At 66.4% G+C, this 25,185-nt stretch carries 26 protein-coding genes and 1 pseudogene; 16 read left to right on the forward strand and 11 right to left on the reverse strand.

The genetic code is table 11. The annotated features are described in order from the left end of the window. Nucleotides 1-19: 19 nt before the first annotated feature. On the reverse strand, nucleotides 20-727 hold the full coding sequence (locus tag ASE13_RS11660) for a thioredoxin domain-containing protein (RefSeq protein ID WP_056615761.1): 708 nt from the start codon (nucleotides 725-727) through the stop codon (nucleotides 20-22). Next, nucleotides 727-1,272 carry a DUF721 domain-containing protein gene (locus tag ASE13_RS11665; RefSeq protein ID WP_056615763.1) on the reverse strand — a complete coding sequence of 182 codons (546 nt, stop codon included), beginning with the start codon at nucleotides 1,270-1,272 and terminating at the stop codon, nucleotides 727-729. Before ASE13_RS11665 ends, ASE13_RS11660 begins: the two co-directional genes overlap by 1 nt. Nucleotides 1,273-1,300: 28 nt before the next feature. Here ASE13_RS11665 and ASE13_RS11670 point away from each other — a divergent pair, with 28 nt between their 5' ends. From ASE13_RS11670 to nudC, 3 genes are read left to right on the forward strand one after another with little or no spacing between them, the layout of a single operon-like run. After that, nucleotides 1,301-2,347: an A/G-specific adenine glycosylase gene (locus ASE13_RS11670; protein WP_056615766.1), complete on the forward strand. Its 1,047-nt coding sequence runs from the start codon at nucleotides 1,301-1,303 to the stop codon at nucleotides 2,345-2,347. Then, nucleotides 2,340-3,626 carry a serine hydrolase domain-containing protein gene (locus tag ASE13_RS11675; RefSeq protein ID WP_056615768.1) on the forward strand — a complete coding sequence of 429 codons (1,287 nt, stop codon included), beginning with the start codon at nucleotides 2,340-2,342 and terminating at the stop codon, nucleotides 3,624-3,626. The genes ASE13_RS11670 and ASE13_RS11675 overlap by 8 nt, the downstream gene beginning before the upstream one ends. Then, nucleotides 3,623-4,489, forward strand: coding sequence for an NAD(+) diphosphatase (gene nudC, locus ASE13_RS11680; RefSeq protein WP_056615773.1), 867 nt, complete (start codon nucleotides 3,623-3,625; stop codon nucleotides 4,487-4,489). The genes ASE13_RS11675 and nudC overlap by 4 nt, the downstream gene beginning before the upstream one ends. Here the strand turns inward: nudC and ASE13_RS11685 are convergent. The 3 genes from ASE13_RS11685 to ASE13_RS11695 form a co-directional block, all read right to left on the reverse strand. Next, entirely contained in the window at nucleotides 4,486-4,995 is a 510-nt protein-coding gene (locus tag ASE13_RS11685) for a hypothetical protein (RefSeq protein ID WP_056615776.1), read from the reverse strand. The two genes, nudC and ASE13_RS11685, sit on opposite strands and share 4 nt — an antisense overlap. 10 nt (nucleotides 4,996-5,005) lie before the next feature. Continuing rightward, nucleotides 5,006-5,248 (reverse strand): helix-turn-helix transcriptional regulator, encoded by a 243-nt coding sequence (locus ASE13_RS11690; protein ID WP_056615781.1) that lies wholly within the window; start codon nucleotides 5,246-5,248, stop codon nucleotides 5,006-5,008. 68 nt (nucleotides 5,249-5,316) lie between these two features. Further along, on the reverse strand, nucleotides 5,317-6,207 hold the full coding sequence (locus ASE13_RS11695) for a prephenate dehydratase (protein ID WP_056615783.1): 891 nt from the start codon (nucleotides 6,205-6,207) through the stop codon (nucleotides 5,317-5,319). Nucleotides 6,208-6,308: 101 nt separating this feature from the next. Here ASE13_RS11695 and ASE13_RS11700 point away from each other — a divergent pair, with 101 nt between their 5' ends. Further along, a complete protein-coding gene (locus ASE13_RS11700) occupies nucleotides 6,309-6,989 on the forward strand; it encodes a c-type cytochrome (protein WP_056615785.1) in 681 nt (226 codons plus the stop codon). Between the two features lie 7 nt (nucleotides 6,990-6,996). Here ASE13_RS11700 and ligD read toward each other — a convergent pair. Further along, nucleotides 6,997-9,415 (reverse strand): annotated as a pseudogene (ligD, locus tag ASE13_RS11705) (DNA ligase D). A gap of 3 nt (nucleotides 9,416-9,418) precedes the next feature. Beyond that, complete coding sequence (locus tag ASE13_RS11710) at nucleotides 9,419-10,288, reverse strand: Ku protein (protein ID WP_056615788.1); 870 nt, start codon at nucleotides 10,286-10,288, stop codon at nucleotides 9,419-9,421. Nucleotides 10,289-10,380: 92 nt separating this feature from the next. Between ASE13_RS11710 and pdxH the strand changes: the two genes are divergently transcribed. Genes pdxH through ASE13_RS11725 form a run of 3 tightly spaced genes read left to right on the forward strand, consistent with a single transcriptional unit; the run spans nucleotide 10,381 to nucleotide 12,658 of the window. Beyond that, entirely contained in the window at nucleotides 10,381-10,959 is a 579-nt protein-coding gene (pdxH, locus tag ASE13_RS11715; protein ID WP_056615791.1) for a pyridoxamine 5'-phosphate oxidase, read from the forward strand. Next, a complete protein-coding gene (locus ASE13_RS11720; protein ID WP_056615794.1) occupies nucleotides 10,956-11,867 on the forward strand; it encodes a cation diffusion facilitator family transporter in 912 nt (303 codons plus the stop codon). The genes pdxH and ASE13_RS11720 overlap by 4 nt, the downstream gene beginning before the upstream one ends. Further along, nucleotides 11,864-12,658 (forward strand): PhzF family phenazine biosynthesis protein, encoded by a 795-nt coding sequence (locus ASE13_RS11725; RefSeq protein ID WP_056615797.1) that lies wholly within the window; start codon nucleotides 11,864-11,866, stop codon nucleotides 12,656-12,658. The genes ASE13_RS11720 and ASE13_RS11725 overlap by 4 nt, the downstream gene beginning before the upstream one ends. Here the strand turns inward: ASE13_RS11725 and mnmA are convergent. After that, complete coding sequence (gene mnmA, locus ASE13_RS11730; RefSeq protein ID WP_414885314.1) at nucleotides 12,645-13,754, reverse strand: tRNA 2-thiouridine(34) synthase MnmA; 1,110 nt, start codon at nucleotides 13,752-13,754, stop codon at nucleotides 12,645-12,647. The genes ASE13_RS11725 and mnmA overlap by 14 nt on opposite strands. A gap of 158 nt (nucleotides 13,755-13,912) precedes the next feature. Here mnmA and ASE13_RS11735 point away from each other — a divergent pair, with 158 nt between their 5' ends. The 3 genes from ASE13_RS11735 to ASE13_RS11745 all read left to right on the forward strand — a co-directional run bounded on the left by ASE13_RS11735 (nucleotide 13,913) and on the right by ASE13_RS11745 (nucleotide 14,989). Continuing rightward, nucleotides 13,913-14,140, forward strand: coding sequence for a hypothetical protein (locus ASE13_RS11735; protein ID WP_235536950.1), 228 nt, complete (start codon nucleotides 13,913-13,915; stop codon nucleotides 14,138-14,140). Nucleotides 14,141-14,239: 99 nt separating this feature from the next. Further along, nucleotides 14,240-14,539 (forward strand): DUF1153 domain-containing protein, encoded by a 300-nt coding sequence (locus tag ASE13_RS11740; protein ID WP_029937039.1) that lies wholly within the window; start codon nucleotides 14,240-14,242, stop codon nucleotides 14,537-14,539. Between the two features lie 195 nt (nucleotides 14,540-14,734). Continuing rightward, entirely contained in the window at nucleotides 14,735-14,989 is a 255-nt protein-coding gene (locus tag ASE13_RS11745; protein ID WP_056617702.1) for a GlsB/YeaQ/YmgE family stress response membrane protein, read from the forward strand. A gap of 63 nt (nucleotides 14,990-15,052) precedes the next feature. Here ASE13_RS11745 and ASE13_RS11750 read toward each other — a convergent pair whose 3' ends face one another. Together ASE13_RS11750 and ASE13_RS11755 are read right to left on the reverse strand one after the other, a co-directional pair. Beyond that, complete coding sequence (locus tag ASE13_RS11750; protein WP_056615800.1) at nucleotides 15,053-15,772, reverse strand: SIMPL domain-containing protein; 720 nt, start codon at nucleotides 15,770-15,772, stop codon at nucleotides 15,053-15,055. Nucleotides 15,773-15,860: 88 nt separating this feature from the next. Beyond that, nucleotides 15,861-16,121 (reverse strand): GlsB/YeaQ/YmgE family stress response membrane protein, encoded by a 261-nt coding sequence (locus ASE13_RS11755; protein WP_056615803.1) that lies wholly within the window; start codon nucleotides 16,119-16,121, stop codon nucleotides 15,861-15,863. Between the two features lie 232 nt (nucleotides 16,122-16,353). Between ASE13_RS11755 and ASE13_RS11760 the strand changes: the two genes are divergently transcribed. The 4 genes from ASE13_RS11760 to ASE13_RS11775 all read left to right on the forward strand — a co-directional run bounded on the left by ASE13_RS11760 (nucleotide 16,354) and on the right by ASE13_RS11775 (nucleotide 22,520). After that, nucleotides 16,354-17,556 (forward strand): efflux RND transporter periplasmic adaptor subunit, encoded by a 1,203-nt coding sequence (locus tag ASE13_RS11760; RefSeq protein ID WP_056615806.1) that lies wholly within the window; start codon nucleotides 16,354-16,356, stop codon nucleotides 17,554-17,556. A gap of 15 nt (nucleotides 17,557-17,571) precedes the next feature. Next, nucleotides 17,572-20,727: an efflux RND transporter permease subunit gene (locus ASE13_RS11765; protein WP_056615810.1), complete on the forward strand. Its 3,156-nt coding sequence runs from the start codon at nucleotides 17,572-17,574 to the stop codon at nucleotides 20,725-20,727. A gap of 88 nt (nucleotides 20,728-20,815) precedes the next feature. After that, nucleotides 20,816-22,024 (forward strand): DUF445 domain-containing protein, encoded by a 1,209-nt coding sequence (locus ASE13_RS11770; RefSeq protein ID WP_056615814.1) that lies wholly within the window; start codon nucleotides 20,816-20,818, stop codon nucleotides 22,022-22,024. An 85-nt stretch (nucleotides 22,025-22,109) separates the two neighbouring features. After that, a complete protein-coding gene (locus ASE13_RS11775; protein ID WP_056615818.1) occupies nucleotides 22,110-22,520 on the forward strand; it encodes a nuclear transport factor 2 family protein in 411 nt (136 codons plus the stop codon). Here ASE13_RS11775 and ASE13_RS11780 read toward each other — a convergent pair. Next, nucleotides 22,517-23,191, reverse strand: a complete 675-nt coding sequence (locus tag ASE13_RS11780; RefSeq protein ID WP_056615823.1) for an HAD family hydrolase — start codon at nucleotides 23,189-23,191, stop codon at nucleotides 22,517-22,519. The genes ASE13_RS11775 and ASE13_RS11780 overlap by 4 nt on opposite strands. Before the next feature lie 76 nt (nucleotides 23,192-23,267). Between ASE13_RS11780 and ASE13_RS11785 the strand changes: the two genes are divergently transcribed. Together ASE13_RS11785 and ASE13_RS11790 are read left to right on the forward strand one after the other, a co-directional pair. Further along, nucleotides 23,268-24,377 carry an ABC transporter permease gene (locus ASE13_RS11785; protein ID WP_056615827.1) on the forward strand — a complete coding sequence of 370 codons (1,110 nt, stop codon included), beginning with the start codon at nucleotides 23,268-23,270 and terminating at the stop codon, nucleotides 24,375-24,377. Then, nucleotides 24,374-25,180 carry an ABC transporter ATP-binding protein gene (locus ASE13_RS11790; protein ID WP_414885315.1) on the forward strand — a complete coding sequence of 269 codons (807 nt, stop codon included), beginning with the start codon at nucleotides 24,374-24,376 and terminating at the stop codon, nucleotides 25,178-25,180. Before ASE13_RS11785 ends, ASE13_RS11790 begins: the two co-directional genes overlap by 4 nt. The last annotated feature ends 5 nt before the right edge of the window (nucleotides 25,181-25,185 follow it).

Here is a 25,185-nt window from a genome sequence, read left to right on the forward strand (position 1 = left end):
CTCTCCGAAGAAAATTCGATCAGCTGTCCGCGGCGCGGAGTTCGGGCTGAAGTTGATCCCAGCTATAGGCGCGCACGCGGCGGCCGTTGACGAAGAAGCTCGGCGTCCCCTCGACGCCGGCCTTTGCTCCGGCGGCGAACGTGTCGGCGACACCCTTGATCAGCGCGGGGTTGGCCAGGCAGCGTCGCGCCTGCGCCTCGGGCAGCCCACGCGCCTTCATGAACGTGATCATGCCCAGCGCCTCCGCGAATTTGGTCGCGGCCTGGGCTGGCGGAAGCGCCTGCCATGCCTCGATCTGCTTGGGCTGGCTGTCGATCAGCTTGTGCAGGGGCGCATCGAAGGCCTGCTGGTTGGCGAACATCGCGTCGAGTGTCCGGAAGAAGGCCGGCGTGGGCACGCACTGGTTGAGCAATGCCAGCGACAGATCGGGCACGCCGTGGATCAGATAGTCGCGGAATTCGTAGCTGAGCTTTCCGCTGGCGATCCATTCGCGACGGAGCGGCTCGACGCCCTCGGCGGCGAAGCGGCCGCAGGTCGGGCAGGTGCGTGATCCATATTCGACCAGCTTGATCGGCGCATTGGGGTTGCCCTGGCGAAAGCCGCCTTCGGGAGTCTTGGCGACCACGCTCACCCAGTTCGCGGCGGGCCCACGGCGCACCTGTTGTGCAGGAGCGGTGGCGGCACCGAGCGTCAGAAGCAAAGCGGCGGCAAGCAAGCGCAACATCATCAATCGATCCTGCCGAGCTTGAGCGTCTCGTCCGCCGCCGCGACGCCTGCCGCGAGCGATTCGAGCACTGCCTTCAATTCGGGATCGGCGATGCCGCGCAGACTGTCGCCCATCGCCTCGGACAGCGGCTTGAGGCTGGGCGGCGGCGCGGCCTTGGCGGTGCGCTTGATCTCGCCCTGGCGGATCGCGACGCGGACCACCGCGGGATAGCCGAAGAAGCGATTGACCCGGTCGACGATCTCCGGGGCGATATGCTGCATCATCGGGGCGTGCGCCCCCGCGACGACGAGGCTCAGCACGCCCTCGGCGCGCTTGCCCTGCGGAAAGCGAATCGATTCGGGTGCCGAGACCCGGGCATAGCGCTCGCCGACGATCTCGCTCCAGCGGCTGACGATCGCATGCTGGACGAAACCGAACTTGCGGAACGCGGCACGGCCGACATCGGGCAGCAGCTCGGAAACGGGCCGCGCACGGTTCGATCGCTGCGGTTCGAGCCGGGGCTGGCGCGTGGTCGCGCGCTTCGGTTTATCGGGGGCCGTCGTCATTTCGGCCTACCCATGCCATAGGCGAGGCGTGCCCGACAACGTCCCTCGCGCAATCGCCGCTCCGCTGCTCAAATGGTACGACGCTCATGCCCGCGACCTGCCGTGGCGCGCGCCGCCCGGCGCCAACGCCCCCGATCCGTACCGGGTTTGGCTGAGCGAGGTCATGCTCCAGCAGACCCAGGTCGCCAGCGTGATCCCCTATTTCGAGAAATTCACTGCGCGCTGGCCGAGCTTCGCGGCGCTGGCGGCGGCGGCGGATGCCGAATTGATGGCCGCCTGGGCGGGGCTCGGTTATTATGCCCGGGCGCGCAATCTGCTCGCCTGTGCCCGCGAAGTCGCGCGGCGCGGCGCGCTTCCCGAAACCGAAGCCGAACTGCTCGGGCTGCCCGGGATCGGGGGCTACACCGCCGCCGCGATCGCGGCGATCGCCTTCGGCCGGCGCGCAGTAGTGGTCGACGCCAATGTCGAGCGCGTGGTGACGCGGTTGTTCGCGCTGGCCGATCCGCTTCCCGGCGCTCGGCCCAGGATCCGCGCGCTCACCGATTCGATCACGCCCGGTGCCCGCGCCGGCGATTTCGCGCAGGCGATGATGGATCTCGGCTCGAGCATCTGCACCGCCCGCGCGCCGCGCTGCCTCCTCTGCCCCTTGCGCGGGCAATGCGACGGCTTCGCCGGCGGCGCACCCGAGCGCTTCCCGGTCAAGACGGTCAAGCTCCCCAAGCCGCAGCGCTACGGCACGATGTTCTGGCTCGAGCGGGACGACCGGGTTCTGCTGGTGCGGCGTCCGGCCAAGGGGCTTCTCGGCGGAATGCGCGCGCTCCCAACCGGCCCCTGGACCGATTCACCACCCGGATTGGCGGGAGCGCCGATCGCCGCCGAATGGCACGCGCTCGATACGCAAGTCCGTCACGGCTTCACGCATTTCAACCTGGAAGTGGCGCTTGCGGCTGCAACAATCCCGGCGCACACAGACGTGGCCGAGGGCGAATGGTGGCCGATCGCCGAAATCGAGGCGGCGGGGCTGCCCACCGTTTTCGCGAAGGCGGCGAGGATGTTCGGGAGGATGCATGCGTAGTTGGCGGATATTCGGATCGATCGCGGCGCTGGCGATCGCCGGCCCGGCCTGGCCCCAAACCGCTACCGCACCAATGCCCTCTCCCGATTCGCGCAGCCTCACTGCGCAGGGCGAACTGGCCAGGCGTGTCGTCGCCGAGGGCAAGGTGCCGGGCATCGTCATCCTCAGCGCGGTGGGCAACAGCATGCCCCATATGGTCGCCGAGGGGCGGATCGCGATCGAGCCGGATGCCCCGGCCGCCAATGCCGACAGCCTGTGGCGCATCTATTCGATGACCAAGCCGATCACCGGAATCGCCGCGATGATCCTGGTCGAGGAAGGCAAGCTAAGGCTCGACCAGCCGATCAGCGATTTCATCCCGGCGTTCAAGGACATGAAGGTCCTCGTCGATCCAGCCAAGGACCTGACCAGCCGTCCCGCCACGCGCCCGATCACGGTGCGCAACCTGCTCACCCACACGGCCGGCCTCGGCTATACCATCGTCACCAAGGGTCCGCTGCTCGTCGAATATAACCGGCTCGGGATCAATCCCGCGCAGGTCAACGCATTGCTCGAGCCCGGCATGCGCGCCGCACGGCCGTCGACTCTCGAAGAATTCGCGAACCGCACCGCGACATTGCCGCTGATCGCCGATCCGGGCACCAAATGGAGCTATTCGATCGGGCTCGATGTTCTCGGCCGGGTTATCGAAGTCGCCGGCGGCATTCCGTTCGACCAGTTCGTCAACACGCGCATCTTCGCGCCGCTCAAGATGCAGTCGAGCTTCTGGACGGTGCCGCAGGCGAAAGCCGGCATCCTCGCCACCAATTACATGGCGCCCAAGGTCGCGATCGATCAGGGCGCTACTTCGGTATGGCTCCAGCCGCCCAGCTTCCCTTATGGCGGCGCCGGCCTCGTCATGTCGGCGCGCGATTATGACCGTTTCCTCCACATGCTGCTGAACGGTGGCGAGCTCGACGGCGCTCGTATCCTCAAGCCCGAGACGGTGCGGCTGGCGATGTCGGACCTGCTTCCGCCCAGCGTCGATCGCTCGACCCTCGCGCAGATGACCGCCGATACCGGTGCGCCGATGGGCTTCGGCGCGGGCGGCTCGGTCTATCTCGCCGACGTTCCCGGCGGTCCGGGCAAGGGCACCTATGGCTGGGCCGGCGCGGCGGGGTCGATCGGCTGGGTCGATCCGGCGCACCGCCTGCGCGCGACGATGATGATCAATTCGTTCAGCGAGCAGGCGCTCAAGCGCGAAACATCGAAGGCGATCTACGCCGATCTCGCCCGGTGAGGGCGCCCGGCTTTACCGGCGGCACGCTCGATCGTGCCGACCGGGTCCGCCACGAACCGGCGCTGCTCGCCGCCGCCGAAGCCGATCCGCGCGCCCAGCTGCTCGTGCTCCACGGGCTGGATCCCGAGCTCGACGAGGCCGATCGCCTCGTCTGGACGTCGCTCGATGCCGCGCCGGGCGAGCGGCTGTTCCTCGGCTTTGACGAAGGTGTTCCGCTCTTCGCTGCCGCACCCCCGCGCGGCCAGGTCTTCTCCGGCATGCGCTCGCCGGCCCTGTTCGCGATGCTCGATCGCTTCCATGCGCAGGATGCCGCGCTCTACGCCGCCGCGCGTAGCCTCGTCGATTGGCACGCCCGCCACGGCTATTGCGCGGTCTGCGCCACGCCCACCGCGATCTTCCGCGCCGGCTGGGGACGGTCCTGCCCCAATTGCCATGCCGAGCATTTTCCGCGGGTCGATCCGGTGGTGATCATGCTTGCCGAGCTCGGCGACAAGGTGCTGCTCGGCCGGCAGCCGCCATGGCCGCAGGGGCGTTACTCGGCGTTGGCCGGTTTCCTCGAAGTCGGAGAATCGATCGAGGAAGCAGTCCGCCGCGAGATATTCGAGGAAGCGGGGGTCCGCGTCGGCGCGGTGCGCTATGTCGCCAGCCAGCCCTGGCCTTTTCCCTCGTCGCTGATGATCGCCTGTATCGGCGAGGCCGAGGACGACGCGATCACGATCGATGTCCATGAGCTCGAGGACGCCCGCTGGTTCAGCCGCGACGAGGCGCGGTTGGCACTCGCCGGCGATCCTGCGGCCCCGTTCGGTGCACCGCCGCCTTATGCGATTGCGCACACGCTGCTGACCGCCTGGGTCGAGGGCTAATCGTCGTCGGCTACGGGCTGGGTCGCCCAGCTCGCATGCAGCGTCGGCACCGCCAGATGGAGCGTCATCAGGTAGAAGCCGAGCGAGCGCAGCTGATCGAGGATCGTGAAGCGCGGCCAGTCGCCGATCAGCGCGAGGCCGATCACCAGCCAGATGCCGGCGAATGCCGCCATGCTGACTGCGGCGAACCCGGCGAGCATCGCGCGGCTCCGCAATGCGCGATCGAACTCGTCGACACGTTCGGGTGACCCCCACGGCTTGAGCGGCCCGAAGATCGGCAGCATCACCGCGATCGCGAAGCCCAGCATGATCAGCGCATAGCCCGCATTGACCAGATCGATGCGGATCAATCCCGTCAGCATGCCCGCCGATGCCATCGCCAGCGCGACGATCGGCACCCAGCGCAGATGCCGCCGGCGCGCCTGTCCCCTGGCGATGGCGGGGACGCCGGTATGTTCGGCGGCGGCGTCGAGCCTGGCGAAAAAGCGTTGGTTGAACTTGGTCATGGACCGGCTCCTATTCGGCGGCGCGGCGCAGCGCCGTCGCCACGGATTCGAAGGGATCGAAGGAGAAGAGCAATTCGATCGGCACGTCGAACACCCGGGCGATCTTCATCGCCAGCTCCAAGCTCGGGCTGTAATCGCCGCGCTCGAGATAGCCGATCGTCTGCGGGTTGACGCCCGCCGCGTCCGCCAGCGCGCGACGGCTCATCCCGCGCTCGGCGCGGAACAAAGCGATGCGATTGTGGATTTGCGACATTGCAGCGACTCAGGCGACGATATGTTGTCTATACACAACGAATCATCGCATGAGTCAAGCGGGGCCGGTCAGGGCCGCTCGCGCGCCTGCGGGTAGGTGCCGAGCACGCGCATCCACTTCGAATGGAATTTGAGTTCCTCGAGCGCGCGATCGACTGCGGGATCGCCCGGGCCGCCGACGATATCGGCATAGAATTCGGTCGCCGCGAAGCTGCCGCCGCGCTGATAGCTCTCCAGCTTGGTCATGTTGACGCCGTTGGTCGCGAACCCGCCAAGTGCCTTGTAGAGCGCCGCCGAGACGTTCTTCACTTCGAAAATGAAGGTCGTCATCACCGGGCCCGCGATCGGCAATGCCAGTGGTTCGCGTGCCAGCACGACGAAGCGCGTCATGTTGTGCTCGGCATCCGCCAAGTCCGATTCGAGCAGATTGAGTCCATAAAGCTCGGCGGCTCCCGGCGGCGCTAGCGCGGCAATCGCGGGATCGGCCATCTCGGCGATCACGGCAGCGGCACCCGCAGTGTCGGGATAGGCGACCGGCGCGATCCCGCGTGCCTTGAGCCAGTGACGGCATTGGCCGAGCGCCTGCGGGTGGCTCATCGCCTGGCGGACCTGGTCGAGAGTGCCGGTGCCCATCAGCCCGTAGCGAATCGGCAGGAAATGCTCGCCGGTGATCGCCAGGCCCGATTCGGGCAGCAGGAAATGGATGTCGGCGACGCGGCCGTGGAGCGAATTCTCGATCGGGATCATCGCGCGGTCGGCGCGGCCTTCCTTCACGGCATCGATCGCGTCCTCGAACGAAAAGCACGGCAAGGGCAGCCCGTCGGCAAAGGCTTCGCGCACCGCGATGTGCGAATTGGCACCCGGCGCGCCCTGGAACGCCACGGTGCGCCCCGGCTCGGCCGAGGCCTTGGCGATCATGTCCGCGACGATGGGCCGCGCAGGTGCTGCGAAATTCTCCATGGGATCGCGCGCTAGCGGTGCGCGTTTCCCGCGGCAACCCCGGCTTGCGATAGCAAAAACCGCAGCCTAAAGGGCGGACGACTTTCCTTTAGGGGCGTGTGATGGACGATCGGTTCAATACGATTGCGGGTTGGGCACTGGCGGGCGGCATTGCGGCGCTCGGCCTTTCGATCGTGAGCGGCATGGTCTTCCACTCCGAGCGGCCCGAGAAGATGGGCTACGCGATCGAAGGCGTCGAGGATACGAGCGAAGGCGGTGGTGCCGCCGTCGCGCCGATCGCGACCCGCCTCGCTGCCGCCGATGTCGCCAAGGGCGCCGACATATTCAAGCAGTGCACCGCCTGTCATACGATCAATCAGGGCGGCGCGTCGGGCATCGGCCCCAATCTCTATGCCGCAGTCGGCAAGCCGCACGGCCATGTCCCGGGCTTCGCTTATTCGGACGCGCTCAAGGCGGTTCCCGGCACCTGGACCTTCGAAGCGCTCGATTCGTGGCTCACCTCTCCGCGCAAATACGCGCCGGGCACCAAGATGACCTTCGCCGGCCTGTCGAACCCGCAGGATCGCGCGAACGTGATCGCCTACCTCAACAGCCAGGGCTCGAACCTGCCGCTGCCGGCTGCTTCCGCCGCGGGGGAAGAACCCGCCGCGGGCAACGCAGCCGAGGCGAACGTCGCCGAAGGTGCCGGGACCGCCAACGTCTCCAACGAGGCGACGCCGGCCGAAGGCACTCCGGCCAAGGATCCGCAGGCTGCGATCCAGGCCGAGAAGAAGGGCCACTGAGCCGAGACTAGAGGTCGGGCAGCGCCTGCCCGGCCTCGCCCCAGCCTTGCAGCGCGCGGCTCGTCGCGCGTTCGAGCAAGGTAGCGGCATCGCGGATCGTGTAGAGCTTGGCGGATTCCAGATCCCGCAGCTCGGTCCAGCTGATGGGTGCGGCGACTGGCGCATTCTCGCGTGCCCGCGCGACATAAGGCAGCACTGCAGTCGCGCCGCGTTGGTTGCGCAGATAGTCGATGAAGATCTTGCCCTTGCGGGTGACCTTTTTGAGATTGGCGGTGAAGCGATCGGGTTCGGCCTGCGCCAGCGCCCGTGCGAAGCGCTCGGCGAAGCTGCGCACCGCGGGCCAATCTGCCTCGGGGAGCAGCGGCACCACAACATGGACGCCCTTGCCGCCTGACAGCAATGGCCAGCTCGTCAGGCCAATATCGGCGAGATGGCCCTTCAGATCCTCGGCGGCCCTTCGGACCTGCGCGAAATCGAGCCCCTCGTCGGGATCGAGATCGAAGACCAGCCGGTCGGGCTTCTCGATATCGGCGACGAGGCTGCCCCAGCCATGGAACTCGATCGTGCCCATCTGGACGCAGGCCATGATCCCGTCGAGATCGTCGACATAGAGATAGGGTTCGACCGAGCCGTCCTTCTCGCGGACGTCGACATGATGGACACGCTCGCCGAAGCTGCCGGCGTCGTGCTTCTGGAAGAAACAATGTTTCGCGCGTCCCTGCGGGCAGCGGACGAGGCTGATTGGGCGGTTCGCCAGCCAGCGCAGCGCCACCGGGGCGATCGCGGTGTAATAATCGGCAAGCTGGCCCTTGGTGAGACCGGCCTCGGGGTAAATCACCCGATCGCGGCTGCTGATCTTGATGCTCGATGGAGCGGGGGCAGGGATCTCAGGCAGCGGCGCGGGCTTTTCGGCCACGACGTCCCTGGGCTTCTTGTCCTCGCGCAGCCCGATGAAGCTGCCATGGCGCACGACATTCTCGGCGGTGAATTCGGTGAAGGCGATTTCGGCGACCAATTTGGGTTGGAGCCATTGCGCGCCGCGCGCCTCGGCGCGGGGAACCTTCACCGGTGCTTCTTTTGCCGGAATCCTGTCGAAGCGTTCGCGAAGGTCGTGGAGCGTGGCCTGGTTGAAGCCCGTACCCACCTTGCCGGCATAGACGAGGCCATCGGGGCCGTTGAGCGCGAGCAGGAGCGAGCGGAAGCCGCGGCCCTTGGCGCTGCTCGGGGTCCAGCCGATGATCAGGAATTCCTGGCGATGGATGCATTTGACCTTGAGCCAGGCCTTGGTGCGCGCGCCGCGATAGGGTGCATCGGCGCGCTTCGAGACGATCCCCTCATAGCCTTCGCGGCACATCGTCTCGAACAGCTTCTCGCCCGCGCCGACGATATGTTCGGAGAAGAGGATGCGCCCGTCGGCGCCGTCCAGCAGCGCGCGCAGCCGCTCTTTCCGGGCGAGCTGGGGGAGCTTGGTCGTATCCTCGTGGTCGGCGAGCAGGTCGAAGGCGAAGAAAGTCAGGTCTTCACCGCCGTTCGCGATCGCCTCCTGCAGCGTCGAGAAATCGGGCTTGCCTTCCTTGTAGGCGACGATCTCGCCGTCAATCAGCGCGGGGGCAGGGAGCGTCTTTGCCGCCTCGGCAATGCCCGGAAACTTGTCGGTCCAGTCGAGACCCGTGCGCGTGTAGATTTTCGGGCCCTTGGCACCCGTGGCGATCAGCGCGCGATAGCCGTCATATTTGACTTCGTGGAGCCATTGGTTGCCGGCGGGCACGCTGTCGACGAGGGTGGCGAGCTGGGGGGACTGGAAGGCGGGTAGTTTCGATCCTCCCCGTCCCGGGGAGGATCTTGGCCTTTTTGCCCTCCGCGATTTCCTGCATCGTCCGTCCGGTCGTGATGCTGGTGAGCCCGGTTTCGACCAGATAATCCGTGGCACCGGCATATGCGTCGTCGATCTTCCGCAGCAGCCAGTTCTCGTTCTTCTCGTTGCCGCGCGGCTTGAGGCGGATGAGCAGCCATTCGCCCTTCATCCGCTCGCCTTCGAGCCGGAAATGGAGGTGGCCCTTCTCCAGGTCCTTCGCGCTCTTGCCCTCGACCGGCTCCCAGACGCCGTCGTCCCACAGCATCACCGTGCCGCCGCCATATTGGCCCTTGGGGATCGTGCCTTCGAAATCGGCATAAGAGAGCGGATGATCCTCGGTCCGCACGGCGAGACGCTTCTCGTTGGGGTCGAGACTGGGGCCGCGGGTGACGGCCCAACTCTTGAGCACCCCGTCTACTTCGAGACGAAAGTCCCAATGGAGGCGCGTCGCATCGTGCTTCTGCACCATGAAGCGATTGCCGCCGGTGCGTGCGATCTTCCCCGCCGGCTCGGCGGTCCGAGTGAAATCACGCTTGGCGTTGTATTTGGCGAGGGGATCGCGACCGGCCACGGATCAGGCCCGCTTCCTCGCCGGCGCCTTCTTCGCAGGCGCCTTGGCGGGCTTGGTCTTCACCGCCGCGCTCGACTTGGCCTCGGGCCGCTCGAGCGACTTCTTGAGCGCGGCCATCAGGTCCACGACGTTCGATCCGCGGCTCGGAGCGCCTTCGTCGGCTTCCTCGATGATCTTCCTGCCCTTGGCCTTCTTCTTGCGCTCGATCAGGTCCTTGAGCGCGTCGACATAGCGGTCGTGGAATTCCTTGGGGTCGAACTTCGCGACTTTCTTGTCGATCAGCGTCTCGGCGAGGCCGAGCAATTCGGGGTCGGGTGCAGTGTCGGGGATGTCGCGGAAATAGCCTTGCGCCTTGTTGACTTCGTCGGCGTAGCGCAACGTCTCGAGCACCATGCCGCGCCCGCACGGCTTGAGGCTGACGACATATTCGCGGCCCCTGAGCGCAAGCTGGCCGAGCCCCACCTTGCGTGTCCGCTTCAACGCCTCACGCAGCACGATGAACGCCTCCTCGGCGAGATCGTCGGCGGGGACGACGAAATAAGGCTTCTCATAATAGAGCACGTCGATCTCGTCGGCGTCGACGAACTGCGTGAGCTCGAGCGTCTTCTTCGATTCGAGCTTTACCGCATCGATTTCGTCCTGCTCGAGCAGGACGTAGCTGCCTTTCTCATATTCGAAGCCCTTGACGATCTCCTCTACGTCGACCGGGCCGACGCCGGGAGCGACCTTCTCATATTTGATCCGCTTGCCGGTCGGCTCGTGGATCTGGTGGAAGCTGATCTGCGCGCCCGATTTGGTCGCGGAGTAGATCTCGACCGGGATCGAGACCAGCGCCAGCCTTATCTGTCCCTGCCAATAGGCGCGCGCGGCCATCTCCAACTCCCTCGTTGCGAAACCGATTCAATTCGCCAGACCGGAGTCCGTTCCTCGACACCAAAATGGTGTCGGCGTAGAGGGCAGGCACGATGACAACCGATCCCTTCCAGCTGTTCGACGCGTGGTTCGCCGAGGCGCGGGCGAGCGAGCCCAATGATTCCAACGCGATGGCGCTGGCGACGGTCGACGCCGCTGGCCAGCCTTCGGTGCGGATGGTGCTGCTCAAAGGGCACGGACCCGACGGTTTCGTGTTCTACACCAATCGCGAGAGCCGCAAGGCAGGCGAACTCGCCGCTGTGCCCAAGGCGGCGCTGCTGTTCCACTGGAAGTCGCTGCGCCGCCAGATCCGCATCGAAGGCACGGTCGCCCAGGTGACCGATGCCGAGAGCGACGCTTATTTCGCCAGCCGCAGCCGCGATTCGCAGCTCGGCGCCTGGGCCTCGGAACAGTCGCGCCCGCTCGATGCGCGCGCGACCTTAGAGGCGCGCTACGAGGAAATGCGCGCACGCTTCGAGAGCGGCGAGGTGCCGCGGCCGCCGCATTGGGGCGGGTATCGCGTCGTCCCCTCGGCAATCGAATTCTGGCAGGACCGCGAACACCGGCTCCACGAGCGCCGGCTGTTCGTCCCGGCCGCGAACGGCTGGAGCGAAGGACTCCTTTACCCATGAACCTCGCGCGGCGGGCTGCGCTGGCGAGCGTCGCGTGCGCGGTGCTGCTCGGCACGCTCAAGGCATGGGCGGCGTGGCGCACCGGTTCGGTGGCGGTGCTCGCCAGCCTCGCCGACAGCGTGCTCGATCTCGTCGCGTCGCTGGTGACCCTGGCCGGCGTCCATTGGGCGTCGCAGCCTGCGGACCATGATCACCGCTTCGGACACGGCAAGGCCGAGGCGCTGGCGGCTTTGTTCCAGGTCGCGGTGATCGCCGTCTCCGCCTTCGCGATCCTGTTGCGCGCCTCGCAGCGGCTGATGGAACACCAGTCCAGCGTCGAGGCCGAATATGGCATCGCGGTCTCGCTGATCGCGATCGTCGTGACGCTGGCGCTCACGCGCTACCAGCGCGCGGTGGTCCGCCGCACCGGCTCGATCGCCATCGGGACCGATCGGATCCATTATGAATCGGACCTGTTCCTCAACAGTGCGGTGATCGTCGCGCTGGCGCTGGAAAGCTATGCCGGGATCGCGGGCGCCGATGCCGTGTTCGGCATCGCGATCGGGCTGTGGCTGCTGTTCGGCGCGTGGCGCGCCTCGGTCGCGGCGATCGATCAGCTGATGGACAAGGAATGGCCCGAGGAGAAGCGCCAGCGCTTCGTCGAGGTGGCTGCGCGACACCCCGAATTGATCGGGCTGCACGATCTGCGCACGCGGACCAGCGGGTCGAAGGATTTCGTCCAGTTCCACATCTGGATGGATCCGCACATGACCGTGCTCGAATCGCACGACGTGGTCGAGCGGCTCGAAAAGGAACTCGCGGAAGAATTTCCCGGCACCGAGGTGCTGATCCATGTCGATCCGGAAGGCCAAATAGACGAGCCGGGCAATCCGCTCGCCGAGACCGATTTGCTCAAGGACACGCGATGAAACTGCCTTTCGCCCAGATCGACGCGTTCGCGGACCAGCCGTTTACCGGCAATCCGGCGGCGGTGATCTCGCTCGATGCCTGGCTCGACGACGCGACGCTGCAGGCGATCGCGGAGGAGAACAACCTCTCGGAGACCGCCTTCTTCGTTCCCGACACGAGCGGCGAGGCGGAGTACGAGCTGCGCTGGTTCACCCCCGCAGTGGAAGTGGCGTTGTGCGGCCATGCCACGCTGGCGAGCGGGCATTATGTGCTCGACCGCGAACAGGACCGCGACCTCGTCCGTTTCCGCACGCGCAAGTCCGGCGTGCTCGAAGTGGCGCGGCACGGCGACGATTATCTGATGGCGCTGCCAGCTTTTCCCCCCGAGACGCAGGACGTGCCGGGCCTGCTGGAGGCGCTCGGCGTGGCGCATGCCGAGACGCTGCGCCACCCGCGCGGCTATGACCTGGTCGTGCTCGATAGCGCGGAGGCGGTGCTGGCGCTGACTCCCGACTTCCGCGCACTCGCGGCGATCGGCGATACGCTCAATATCGTCACGGCGCCCGGCACAGACACCGATGTGATCAGCCGCGTCTTCGCGCCGGCGGCGGGAATCGACGAGGATCCGGTGACCGGATCGGCGCATTCAGTGCTGGTGCCTTATTGGGCCGCGCGGTTCGGACGGAATGCCTTCACTGCATTCCAGGCGAGCCGCCGCGGCGGGTATGTCGGATGCGAGCTCGAAGGTGAGAAGGTGATCCTCGCCGGCAGTTGCGTAACGGTGATCGAAGGCGAACTCAGGCTGCGATGAGCTCGGCGCGCTCGGTATCCGCGATCCAGCCGCCGCCGAGGACGCGGTCGCCGGCATAGAGCACTGCGGCCTGGCCGGGCGCGACGCCATATTCGGGGGTCTCGAAGACCACGCGACCGGCCTCCAGCCGCGCCGGGACCGGCTTGGCCAGCGAGCGGACCTTGACCGTCATTTCCCCGGCGTGATCGCCGCCGAGCCAGTTGATGTTCTCGATCCGCGCAGCGCGAACCGCGAGCGCACGCTTCGGGCCGACGACGACTTCGCGTGTCGCGGGGTCGAGACGGAGCACATAATAAGGTTCGGGCGCGCCGCCGATCTCGAGCCCGCGGCGCTGGCCGACGGTGAAGTGGATCAGGCCCTTGTGTGCGCCGAGCTTGCGGCCGCTCTCGTCGACGATGTCGCCACCGGTCTCCGCCTCCGGCCGCAGCTTCTTGACCAGGCTTGCATAATCCCCGTCAGGGACGAAGCAGATATCCTGGCTGTCTGGCTTGCCCGCGACGCCGAGACCGAGCTCGGCGGCGAGTTCACGGACCTGCGGCTTGGGCATGCCGCCCAGCGGGAAGCGCAGAAAGTCGAGCTGCGCCTGCGTCGTGGCGAACAGGAAATAACTCTGATCGCGCGCGGGATCGGCAGCGCGGTGAAGTTCAGGGCCGCCGGCACCTTCGACGCGCCGGACATAATGGCCGGTGGCGAGACAGTCCGCACCCAGATCGCGCGCGAGCGCGAACAGGTCGGTGAATTTGGGCCCCATATTGCACTTCACGCATGGGATCGGAGTGCGCCCGGCGAGGTACTCGTCGGCGAAATCGTCGATCACCGTCTCGCGGAAGCTCGAGGCGTGATCGAACACGTAATGCGCGATGCCGAGCTTGTCGCAGACGGCGCGTGCGTCGCGGATGTCGCGGCCGGCGCAGCAGCTGCCCGCGCGGCCGACCGCCTCGCCATGATCGTAGAGCTGGAGCGTGACGCCGATCGTCTCGGCGCCGCTGCGCGCGGCGAGCGCGGCCACCACCGAGGAATCGACCCCGCCCGACATGGCGACGACGATCCGCCGCTTCGAAAGCGGCTCCGGCAGCTGAAAATCCACGGGAATCACCAGGCGCACATAGGCGCATGTGCCGCTTCAATCCAGTCCAGTCCGTGGAAACGGATCAGCAACGCAGGTTAAGCGAGGGTTCCCATCGGCTTTACGGCCCCTTCATCCTGCTTCGCTAAAGTTGGTCGACCAAGAGAGTTGAGACTGGATTTGTATCCGTGGATTTGAGCTTTGCCAGACTGGATCGCGACGTGGCGGTCACCGCCATGCCGACCGAGCTGGCGGTCTTGCTGGTGGGCGTGGCTGCCCGACAGGCGGCAAGCCCCACGGCATGCGTTCAGACGCGACTGGCACTGGCGGCACCGGCCGATGCCCTGCTCGCGCCCGCCCATGGCGCCTTTCACCGCGCCGCGGCGCTGGCGCTAACGCGGTGGCAAGAGGAATGAAGCCCACGTTTACCTAGGCGTTTTAGTCGTTGTTCAAGCGCTGGGCATAAAGGTGGTGAAGTTGAGTAACGGGGGCCCCCGCCCCGATGAGGCAAGTAGATGATTGAAAACCAGAAGATCCGTCCTGCGAAAGTGATCGGGCCGCTCGGCGAGCCGCTGACGCTCGATACGCTGCCGCCGCCGAGCACCACCCGCTGGGTCGTGCGCCGCAAGGCCGAAGTGGTCGCCGCGGTCAATGGCGGACTGCTGAGCGTGGACGAGGTTTGCGAGCGCTACGGCCTTACCGTCGAGGAATTCGCCGGCTGGCAGCGGGCGATCGACCGTTCGGGCATGCCAGGGCTGCGTGTCACGCGCATCCAGCATTATCGTTCGCTGTACGAGCGCCAGCAGAAATACTGATCTAGCCCTCCCATCGGGCCCAAGGCGGCTCGCTCTCAGGACCCGGGAGCGGGCCGTTTTCTTTTCCGGCACTGTCCGGACGCCGGAAAGTTCCGACCCAGTGTCGAAAAATCGATACGGAACCAATATGAGTGCTTGCGGATTTTCTCTCTGTCGCCCGGGCCCGCCGGGCTAACAACGGAGGGACTATCTATGGTGGGTCTTCTTGTTTGGCTTGTCATCGGCGGCGTCGTCGGCTGGCTGGCGAGCATCGTAATGCGTACCGATGCCCAACAGGGCATCTTCCTCAACGTCATCGTCGGCATCGTCGGCGCATTTATCGGCGGCCTGCTTTTCGGCGGCTCGATCAATAACGGCGCCGTCACGCCGATGACGTTCCTGGTATCGCTGCTGGGTGCGATCATCCTGCTGGCGATCGTCAACCTCGTCCGTCGCGGCGCAGTGCGCTAAAGACGCCAGGCGAGTATCAAAAAGGGACCGCCTGCGAAGGCGGCCCCTTTTTTCGTGCGCTTCTTACTTGAGCAGGAAGCGGACCGAGAGCGATACGCGCAGCTCGCTTTCACCCGCGACGACCTGCGTCGCATCGGCCGCGGCTTCGGCACGCATCATCATCATCGGCCGCGGCGGTACCGGCATCGCGCCGCTTTCTGAAATCGACAGGATGCGATCGACTCGCAACCCAGCCGCCTTGGCATAGAGCTCGGCCCGGGCGCGCGCCGTGGCCACGGCGGCGGTGCGGGCTTCGTCGAGCGCGGCCTCGGGTTTGTCGACCATCAGATTGGGCCCGGAGATGTTGTTGGCGCCCTCCTTCACCAGTGCATCGAGGATCGCGCCGCTCTTCGCGATGTCGCGGAAGCGCACCGTGACCTGGTTCGAAGCCTGATAGCCGGTGATCACCGGCGGCTCATTCTGCGCATAGCGATATTGCGGGCTGAGCGCGATGCTCGAGGTCTGGATATCGCGTTCGGCAACACCCGCGCGCCTGAGTGCCGCGAGCACCGTCGCCATGCGCGTGCCGTTCTGCCGCATCGCATCCCCTGCAGTCGCAGCCTGCGTGACCACGCCCGCCTGGATCATCGCGAGGTCGGGCGCGCGCGTGCTGGTGCCGTCGGCGGAAATCTCGAGCATGGTGCCGTCGATCGGCATCGTCATCGGCCGCGCTTCCTGCGCGGAGGCTGAGACGGTGGCCAGCGTGAGGCCGGCGGCGGTTGCATACAGGGCCAAGCGAATCATCGATACTCTCCCGGAACAATGAGCGTCCTGCCTCGCGCCCTGCCGGATGCAGGGCACACCGAAGCTGAACGAACCCGAAGGCCGGCGTTCAGATACGCCGGGCGATCACCATCCGATAGAGCGCCAGCAGGACCACGGCGCCGGCGGTGGCCGCCGCATAGGCCTGCCAGGTGCTGTCGCGCACTTCGATTCCCAGCACCGGCGTGAGATAGAAAGCAAGCAGCGCGCCGGCGATGCCGATGAGGATCGTGACGATCACGCCGCCGGGATCCCGGCCGGGCATGATCAGCTTGCCGAGTGCTCCTGCGACGAGGCCGATGAGGAGCCATCCGAGGATACCGTGGGGCATGCCATCCCTCCTGTTGCCGCCCGATCGAGGGCGCTGGAAAACAGGGTCGTCCCAAGATGGTTTGATTGCAACCGTTTCTTGAATGGAACGATCGCGATCTTGCGAGAGGGACTCAAAACGGGCATTGCACGGCGCACGAGGCGAAACGGCTCTTGTGGCCGGTGCTTTATTCATCTAATACAGTGCGATCAAGAGGGGCATCGGCCATGGCGGCCGGACAGGAAGCTCGCACATGAACTATGAGGCAGGGATGTTCGGACGACAGGAGCGGCTGGAGTTCACCGGCGAGGAAACCACGCGCAAGAGCAGGCGGTGGATCTGGATCGTCGGCGTGGCGATCCTCGTGGTGGGAGCCCTTGCCTTCTTCATGATGAGCGGCTCGAAGACCGAGGCGCCGAAGGGCGCGGCGGGCAAGAGCGGCCCGGCTGGCGCCAGCCAGTCGCAGATCCCCACCGTGACCGTCGCGATGCCCGGCCGCAAGACCGTGCAGACGATCATCACCGGCACCGGCAGCCTCGCGGCGCGGCGCGAAATGCCGGTCGGCGTGGCCGGCGAAGGCGGTGTGGTGACTCGCGTGCTCGTCGAGCCGGGCAGCTGGGTGGGCAAGGGCCAGGTGCTCGCGACCGTCGACCGCAGCGTGCAGGCGCAGACCGCCGAATCGCTCGCCGCTTCGGTTCGCGTGGCGCAGGCCGATGCGCGGCTGGCGCAGGCCGAACTCGACCGCGCGCAACGCCTCGTCGCGAACGGCTTCATCTCCAAGGCCGATATCGACCGCAAGACCGCGACGCGCGATCAGGCGCAGGCGCGCGTCCGCGTCGCCCAGGCGCAGCTTTCCGAGACGCAGGCGCGCAATCGCCGGCTCGATATCCGCGCGCCCGAGGCAGGACTGGTGCTGACGCGCCAGGTCGAGCCGGGTCAGATCGTCAGCGCCGGATCGGGCGTGCTGTTCCGCATGGCGATGGGCGGGCAGATGGAGCTGCGCACCCAGCTTTCCGAAGTCGATCTCCAGAAGCTTCATCCCGGCGCGGTCGCAGAAGTGACTCCCACGGGCACCACCCAGGTCTTCAGGGGCGAAGTCTGGCAGGTCTCGCCGGTGATCGATCCGCAGACGCGCCAGGGCATCGCCCGCGTCTCGCTCAATTATGATCCGGCGCTCCGCCCCGGCGGCTTTGCCAGCGCGCGCATCGTCGCCGGCGGGATCACCGCGGTGATGCTGCCGCAATCGGCGGTGCAGAGCGACAATGACGGCAATTTCGTCTACATCATCGACGACAAGAACCAGGCGGTGCGCCGCGGCGTGACTACCGGCGATGTGACGGAGGCGGGCGTGGCGATTACTAGCGGTCTGAACGGTACCGAGCGCGTGGTGCTCACTGCGGGCGCCTTCCTCAACCCCGGCCAGAAGGTTATCCCCAACCTTCAGAAGTCGAAGTAAGCGAGGCGAGCTGCCATGAGCTTCCGGAACATCTCCGCCTGGGCGATCCGCAATCCGGTTCCGCCGATCGTCCTCTTCATCGCGCTGACGATCGCCGGGCTGGTCAGCTTTGCCCGGATGGACGTCAACAACGATCCGGACATCGACTTCCCGATCGTGTGGATCTCGATCAGCCAGCCCGGCGCCGCGCCGAGCGAGCTCGAGAACCAGATCACCCAGAAGGTCGAATCGGCGGTCCGCAGCCTGCAAGGCATCGACGAGATCAATTCGACGGTTTCCGAAGGCAACAGCCAGACCGTCGTCCAGCTCGACATCGGCATGCCGATCGATCGCGCGGTCGAGGACGTGCGCAGCGCGATCCAGCAGATCCGCAGCGACTTGCCCGACGGCATCCTCGAGCCGCAGATCGGCCGCGTCGACACGGCTAGCGACAACGACATTGCGAGCTTCACTGCCGTCGCCACCGACATGACGGTCGCGGACCTCAGCTGGTACATCGACAACAGCGTCGCCAAGGAACTGCTCGCGGTCTCGGGCATGTCGGCGGTCGAGCGCAACGGCGGCGTCGATCGCGAGATCCGCGTGGTTCTCGATCCCGCCAAGCTCCAGTCGATCGGGCTCACCGCGAGCCAGGTCAACCAGCAGCTGCGCCAGGTCAATTTGAACGCTGCGGGCGGCCGCGCCGAGATCTCGGGCTTCGAGCAGTCGGTGCGCGTGATCGGCAATGCCGACAACGCCTATCGCCTCGGCCAGACCCAGATCTCGACCGGTGGCGGACGGACGGTGCGGCTCGCCGACATCGCCGAGGTCAAGGACGGCTATGCCGAACAGCGCAGCCTGGCGAAGTATAACGGCCAGCAAGTGATCTCGTTCGACATCAAGCGCGCCAAAGGCGCGTCGGACGTCGAGGTGTTCCACGACGCCGAAAAGGCGCTCAAGAAGCTCGAGGAGCACAATCCGAAGGTCAAGTTCGAGCTGCTCAACAACAATTCGAAATATGCCGAGCAGCAATATGAAACCGCAATGGAAGCGATGCTGGAGGGCGCCGCCCTCGCAGTGGTCGTCGTGCTGATTTTCCTGCGCGACTGGCGGGCGACGGCGATTTCGGCGCTGGCGATCCCGCTCTCGGCGATCCCCAGCTTCTGGTTCATGGACATGCTGGGCTTCACGCTCAACCAGATGACCCTGCTCGCGCTTTCGCTGGTCGCGGGCGTGCTGGTGGACGACGCGATCGTCGAGATCGAGAACATCGTCCGGCACATGCGCATGGGCAAATCGGCCTATCAGGCGTCGATCGACGCCGCCGACGAGATCGGCGTCGCAGTGCTCGCCACGACGATGGCGATCGTCGCGGTGTTCCTTCCCGTCGGCCTGATGCCGGGCATTTCGGGCCAGTTCTTCAAGAATTTCGGCCTGACCGTCGTCGCCGCGGTGCTGATGAGCCTTGCGGTGGCACGCCTGCTGACGCCGATGATCGCGGCCTATTTCCTCAAGGCCAAGGGCCATGCCAATCATGGCGAGGGCCGGATCATGGATGCCTATACCGGGCTGCTGCGCTGGACGCTGCGGCATCGCTGGTCGGCGGTGCTCGGCTATGTGCTCTCGCTCGCGGCAACGGTGCTCATGTTCGCAACCTCGCCGATGACCTTCCAGCCGGCACAGGACCAGGATAACGTCACCGTGACGATCGAGATGGTCCCCGGCACGCCGCTCGCCGATACCGAGCGCGTCGTGGCGCAGGTCGCCGGCATCCTGCGTCAGGAAGCGATGGTCACCGATATCTACAGCCGCAGCTTCGTCGGCAATGGCCGTGTGACTGCGCAGCTCAAGGAAAAGCGGGACGAGACGAGTACGGCGTTCGAGAAGCGGCTCGCGCCCAAGTTGATCGCAATCCCCGATGCACGTGTGAACTTCCGTTCGCAGTTCGGCTGGGGCTCGTCCGGCCGCGACCTGACCGTCACTTTGGGCGGTGAGGATCCGGCGCTGCTCAACGACACCGCGAACAAGCTCGTCAAGCAGATGGAAGGGATGAAGGAAGTCGTGGCGCCGCGCGTCGCCGGCGATCTCAACCGCCCCGAGATCGTCATCCGTCCGCGGCTCGATCTCGCCGCCAATCTGGGCGTGACGACAGCCGCGCTTTCCAGCGCGATCCGTATCGCCACGCTTGGCGACATCGACCAGAACAGTGCGAAATTCTCGCTCTCCGATCGTCAGATCCCGATCCGGGTGGCGCTCGATGAGGATGCCCGCGCCAAGCTGTCGACGATCCAGAACATGCCGGTGCAGACCCAGATGGGCGGATCGGTGCCGCTTTCGGTGGTCGCCGATATCGGCTTCGGCGCAGGCCCGACGCGCATCCAACGTCTCAACCTGCAGCGCCGCCTGGTCGTCGGCGCCGACCTCGCCATGGATCCGGCGACCGGCAAGCCCTTCGTCAACAACGAAGTGATGAAGAAGATCAACGAGCTCCCGATCATGAAGAGCCTGCCTCAGGGCGTCGGTCAGATGACCGTCGGCCAGGCCAAATGGCAGGCGGAGATGCTCAACAACTTCTTCATCGCGCTGGCTTCGGGCATCTTCCTCGTCTTCGCGGTGCTGGTGCTGCTCTATCGCCGCTTCGTCTCGCCGCTGGTCAACATGGGGTCGCTGCTCAACGCGCCGCTCGGCGGGCTGATCGCGCTCAAGCTGTTCGGCATGCCGCTGTCGCTGCCGGTGTTCATCGGCATCCTGATGCTGTTCGGCATCGTCGCGAAGAACTCGATCCTGCTGGTCGATTTCGCGCTCGAGGAAATGGCGAAGGGCGTCGACAAGTTCACTGCGATCGTCGATGCGGGCCACAAGCGTGCCCAGCCGATCGTGATGACCACGATCGCGATGGTCGCCGGCATGATCCCGACGGCGATGTCGCTGAGCGGCGACTCGTCGTGGCGCGCGCCGATGGGCATGGTCGTCATCGGCGGCCTGATCCTTTCGACCGTCCTCACGCTCGTCATGGTGCCGGCTTTGTTCAGCCTGGCGGTCGGACTCGAAGGCTGGCTCGGACCGCGGCTCTCGCGGCGCCTGCTCACCTTCAAGCCGGGCGACGACGGCGCCCGCGTGCTCGGCCAGGCGCATGGCGCCGGCACGATCGAGCACAAGCCCGGGGACGATACGCCGCAACCTGCGGAGTGAACTTCGGCGCGGTTCGGGTATTGGGGAGCGTGTGACCAGGTCGCCCGCTCCCCTTTCGCTCGAGACAACGCCGCCGGGGCTGCGCCGCATGCGGCTGGTCGCGACCGGGCTGCTCGTGCTGATGGCGGCGGTCTTCCTCGCCGCGCGGCAACTGCAGTATCTGCATCCCGCGATCGGCTATGTCCGCGCCTTTTCCGAAGCGGCGATGGTCGGTGGGCTGGCGGACTGGTTCGCGGTGACGGCGTTGTTCCGCCATCCGCTCCATCTGCCGATCCCGCACACTGCGATCATCCCGCGCAACAAGGATCGTATCGCAGGCACGCTGGCGGCGTTCCTGCGCGACAATTTCCTGATCCCCAGCGTGGTCGCGCGGCGGATGCAGCGCGTCGATGTCGCGCGGGCGGCGGGGCGCTGGCTCGCCGATCCGGGAGCGGGGCGCGGACGGCTGCGCGCGGGCATCGGCCGGCTTGCCGCCGACATGCTGGAGGCGCTCGATCAGGAGCGGCTGGGCGGCATGGCCAAGCGTGCGCTGGCCGAGCGGCTGCGCGGGCTCGAGATCGCCCCGCTGCTGGGCCGCGCGCTGGCGACGGCGATGCAGGAGGATCGCCACCGGCCGCTGCTCGACGGTATCGTCCATTGGGCCGCCAAGGTGCTCGACGCCAACGAGCACATGATTCGCCAGATGGTGCACGAACGCTCGGGCTCGGTAATGCGCTGGACCGGGCTCGACGAGACGCTGGCCAACAAGATCATCGCGGGGCTCGCCAAGCTGATCGGCGACATGGCTGAGGATCCGGAACACCCGCTACGCGCCAAGGCCGAGGAGGGGCTGACGAAGCTGGCTCAGGATCTCCAGCACGATGCCGACAGGCGCGCGCAGGTTGAGGCGTTCAAGAACGAGCTGCTCGACAATCCGGCGCTGGGCGATTGGTGGATGGGCGTGTGGGAATCGGGCCGGGCGGCGCTGCTGCGGCTGGCGCGCGATCCCGATCGCGTGCTGGCAGGCGATCTCGGCGGCGCGCTGCGCCAGCTCGGCGAGACGTTGCAGGGCGACGCGCGGCTCGCCGACACGATCAACCGCTTCGTGCGGCGCACTGCGGTCGGCGCGGCATCGGACTATGGCGACGGGATCGTCCGGCTGGTCTCGGACACGATCCGCGGCTGGGACGCGCGCACCGTGACCGGCCGGCTGGAGAACGCCGTCGGGCGCGACCTCCAATATATCCGGATCAACGGCACTCTGGTGGGCGGAATGGTGGGCGTCGCGATCCACGCAGTGGATGCGGTGCTGCGCTAGCGCGATCGTCCGATTAAGGGTCGACGCCTGCGGTCCCGCCTGTCACCTTTCGCGGCAATCACCTCACTGGAGAGAGCCCGTCGCGATGATCCTTGCAGCCTTTCTCGCTTTTGCCGTCGCCGCGCCGGCCGACGATACCGGCATCCTCGCGTTCGCCGATGCCTTCGACCGCGCGCAGCTGGCGCAGGACGCTGCGGCGCTGAACGAGATGGTCGCCGATGAGCTCGTGTTCATCGACGGATCGGGCAAGCGGCAGGGGAAGAAGGAGTTCATCGCCGGCTGGACCAGCGCGGGCGACCGGTTCGATCCGGTAACGCTGCTCGATCGCAAGGTGGTTCCGCTCGGCGGCGATGCCGCGATCATCAATGCCGAGACCACGCTGGGCGGCACCTCGGGCGGGCACCGCTTCGCCAGCCGCATCCGTTTCGCGGACACTTTCCGCCGCGTGGGCGGAAAATGGCGCGCAGTGCACATTCAGGTGACGCCGATCCGCTAATATCTCCAGTCGAGCAGCGGCCAGCCGCGCTCGGCGGCGAGGCTGCGGAGCGGGCCATGGGCATTCACTGCGAACGGCTCGTCGGCCCATTCGAGCAGCGGCGTATCCGAGACATGATCCGAATAGGCGCGGACATGGACGTCGCCCCGCGCGATCCCCGCACCTTGCATCCATGCCTCGATCATGTGGAGCTTTGCGGGCCCGTAACAGTTGTCCCCCTCGATCAGGGAGAGAATACGGCCTTGCCCATCGCGCTTCGCCTGTGTGGCGACCACATCGTCGAAGCCCAGCAGCCGGGCGATCCCCGCGGCGTAATAGCCATGCGAGGCCGTCGCCATCACCAGCCGGTAGCCCGCCGCGCGGTCCGCCGCGATCCGTTCGCGCGCACCGTGGAGTACGCCCGCGGCGATCTCGGCTGCGGCGAAGGTCCCGGCCACGGCCTCCAGATCGGCGGGGGCGAGCGCGCGACCGAGCAGCAGCCGCTGCGAAAGCTGCTTGAGCGCCGCGCGATCGATCAGCTTGAGCAGATAGCCCAGCCCGGCGATTCCGACGATCGGCATAAATGCCAGCCGCCACGGCGCCCGGCTGCGCGCCGCATGCACCAGGAAGCGCGTCCAGGTGGGCGTCGCAGTGATCGTCTTGTCCATGTCGTAGATTGCAAGGTGCCGCATTGGCGCATCTAGGCCGCGTCGGCATGCCTGAGCAAATCCTTGCCGTTCCACCGCGAATCGCCGAAAGGTGGCAGCGATGAGGGGAAGCGCGGATTTCGAGCAGATCGATGCGGGCGGCGCCACGACGCTGCGCTTCACCGGCAATTTGTCGCTCGCCTGCCTGCGCGACCTGCCCGAGCGGCTCAATGCGATCGAGGGTGACGTCGCCAGGCTCGATCTGAGCCAGGTCGAGCGGATCGACACCGTCGGCGCCTGGCTGATCCACCGTTTCGCGCGCGACCATGGCTCGAAGGTCGAAGGACTCGAGGAAGACGAGCAGCATCTGTTCGATCAGGTGGCTGCCGCCGAGCATCCGATCGAGCTTCCTCGCAAACCCGCCGATCCGTTCACGCGGATGCTGGGCGAAGTCGGCGATGCGATCTTCGTCGCGGGCCACACGCTATATGGCCTGCTCGGCTTCATGGGTGCGACGACGATCGCGTTCTGGAACGTGTTCACCCATCCCCGCCGCTTCCGCTTCAACGCGACGGTGCACCGGTTCGAGGTCGTCGGCGTCTCCGCGCTCGGCATCATCGGGCTGATGAGCTTCCTGATCGGCATCGTCATCGCGCAGCAGGGCGCGGTGCAGCTCCGCCAGTTCGGCGCCGAAGTCTATACGATCAATCTGGTCGGCCGCATCACGCTGCGCGAGCTCGGCGTGCTGATGACCGCGATCATGGTCGCGGGCCGATCGGGATCGGCGTTCGCCGCGCAGATCGGCACGATGAAGCTCACCGAAGAGATCGACGCGATGCGCACGATCGGCGTCTCGCCGATGGAGGCCCTGGTGGTGCCGCGCACGCTCGCCGTGGTGCTGATGATGCCGCTGCTTGGTTTCTATGCGTCGCTGGTCGCGATCATGGGCGGTGGGCTGCTCTGCTGGATCAGCCTCGACATCCCTCCGGTGACCTTCATCCAGCGCATTCGCGAGGTCGTACCGCTCACCGATCTGTGGGTCGGGCTGGTCAAGGCGCCGGTGTTCGGCGCGATCATCGCCATTTCGGGCTGCTTCCAGGGGATGCAGGTCGAGGGCGATGCCGAGCAGGTGGGCAACCGCACGACGATCGCCGTGGTGCAGGCGATTTTCCTCGTGATCGTGCTCGACGCCTTCTTCGCGGTGTTCTTCAGCGAGGTGGGCTGGATATGATGGTCCGCCGCGAACAGGAAGACGTGATCATTCGCGTCCAGGGCCTCAGGAACGGCTTTGGCGAGCAGATCGTCCATGAGGGGCTCGACCTCGAGGTACGGCGCGGCGAGATCCTCGGCGTGGTCGGCGGGTCGGGTACGGGCAAGTCGGTGCTGATGCGCTCGATCGTTGGGCTCCAGACCCCGCTCGAAGGCAGTATCGAAGTGTTCGGCGAGAACACGATCGGTCGCGAGGAAACCGAGGCGATCAACATCCGCAAGCGCTGGGGCGTGCTGTTCCAGGGTGGCGCATTGTTCTCGACGCTGACCGTTTCGGAGAATGTCCAGGTCCCGATCAAGGAATTCTATCCTGGGCTGGATCAGGCGCTGCTCGAGGAGATCGCCGCATACAAGGTGGTGATGACCGGGCTTCCGCCCGATGCCAGCCCCAAATTCCCCGCCGAGCTTTCAGGCGGCATGAAGAAGCGCGCCGGCCTCGCGCGCGCGCTGGCGCTCGATCCCGAATTGCTGTTCCTCGACGAGCCCACTGCCGGCCTAGATCCAATTGGCGCGGCTGCGTTCGACGAGCTCACCGCTTCGCTCCAAAAGACCTTGGGGCTGACGGTGTTCCTGATCACGCACGATCTCGACACGCTCTATGCGATCTGCGACCGCGTCGCGGTGCTCGCCGACAAGCGCGTGATCGCGGTTGGGACGATCGACGAATTGCTCGCGCTGGATCATCCGTGGATCGAGGAATATTTCAAGGGGCCGCGCGGACGCGCCGCGGTCGCCAGCGCCGAACGGGCGCAAGCGAGGACATGAGGCTC

The organism is Sphingomonas sp. Root241 (assembly GCF_001428865.1).
In the GTDB taxonomy this organism is placed as follows: Bacteria; Pseudomonadota; Alphaproteobacteria; order Sphingomonadales; family Sphingomonadaceae; genus Sphingomonas.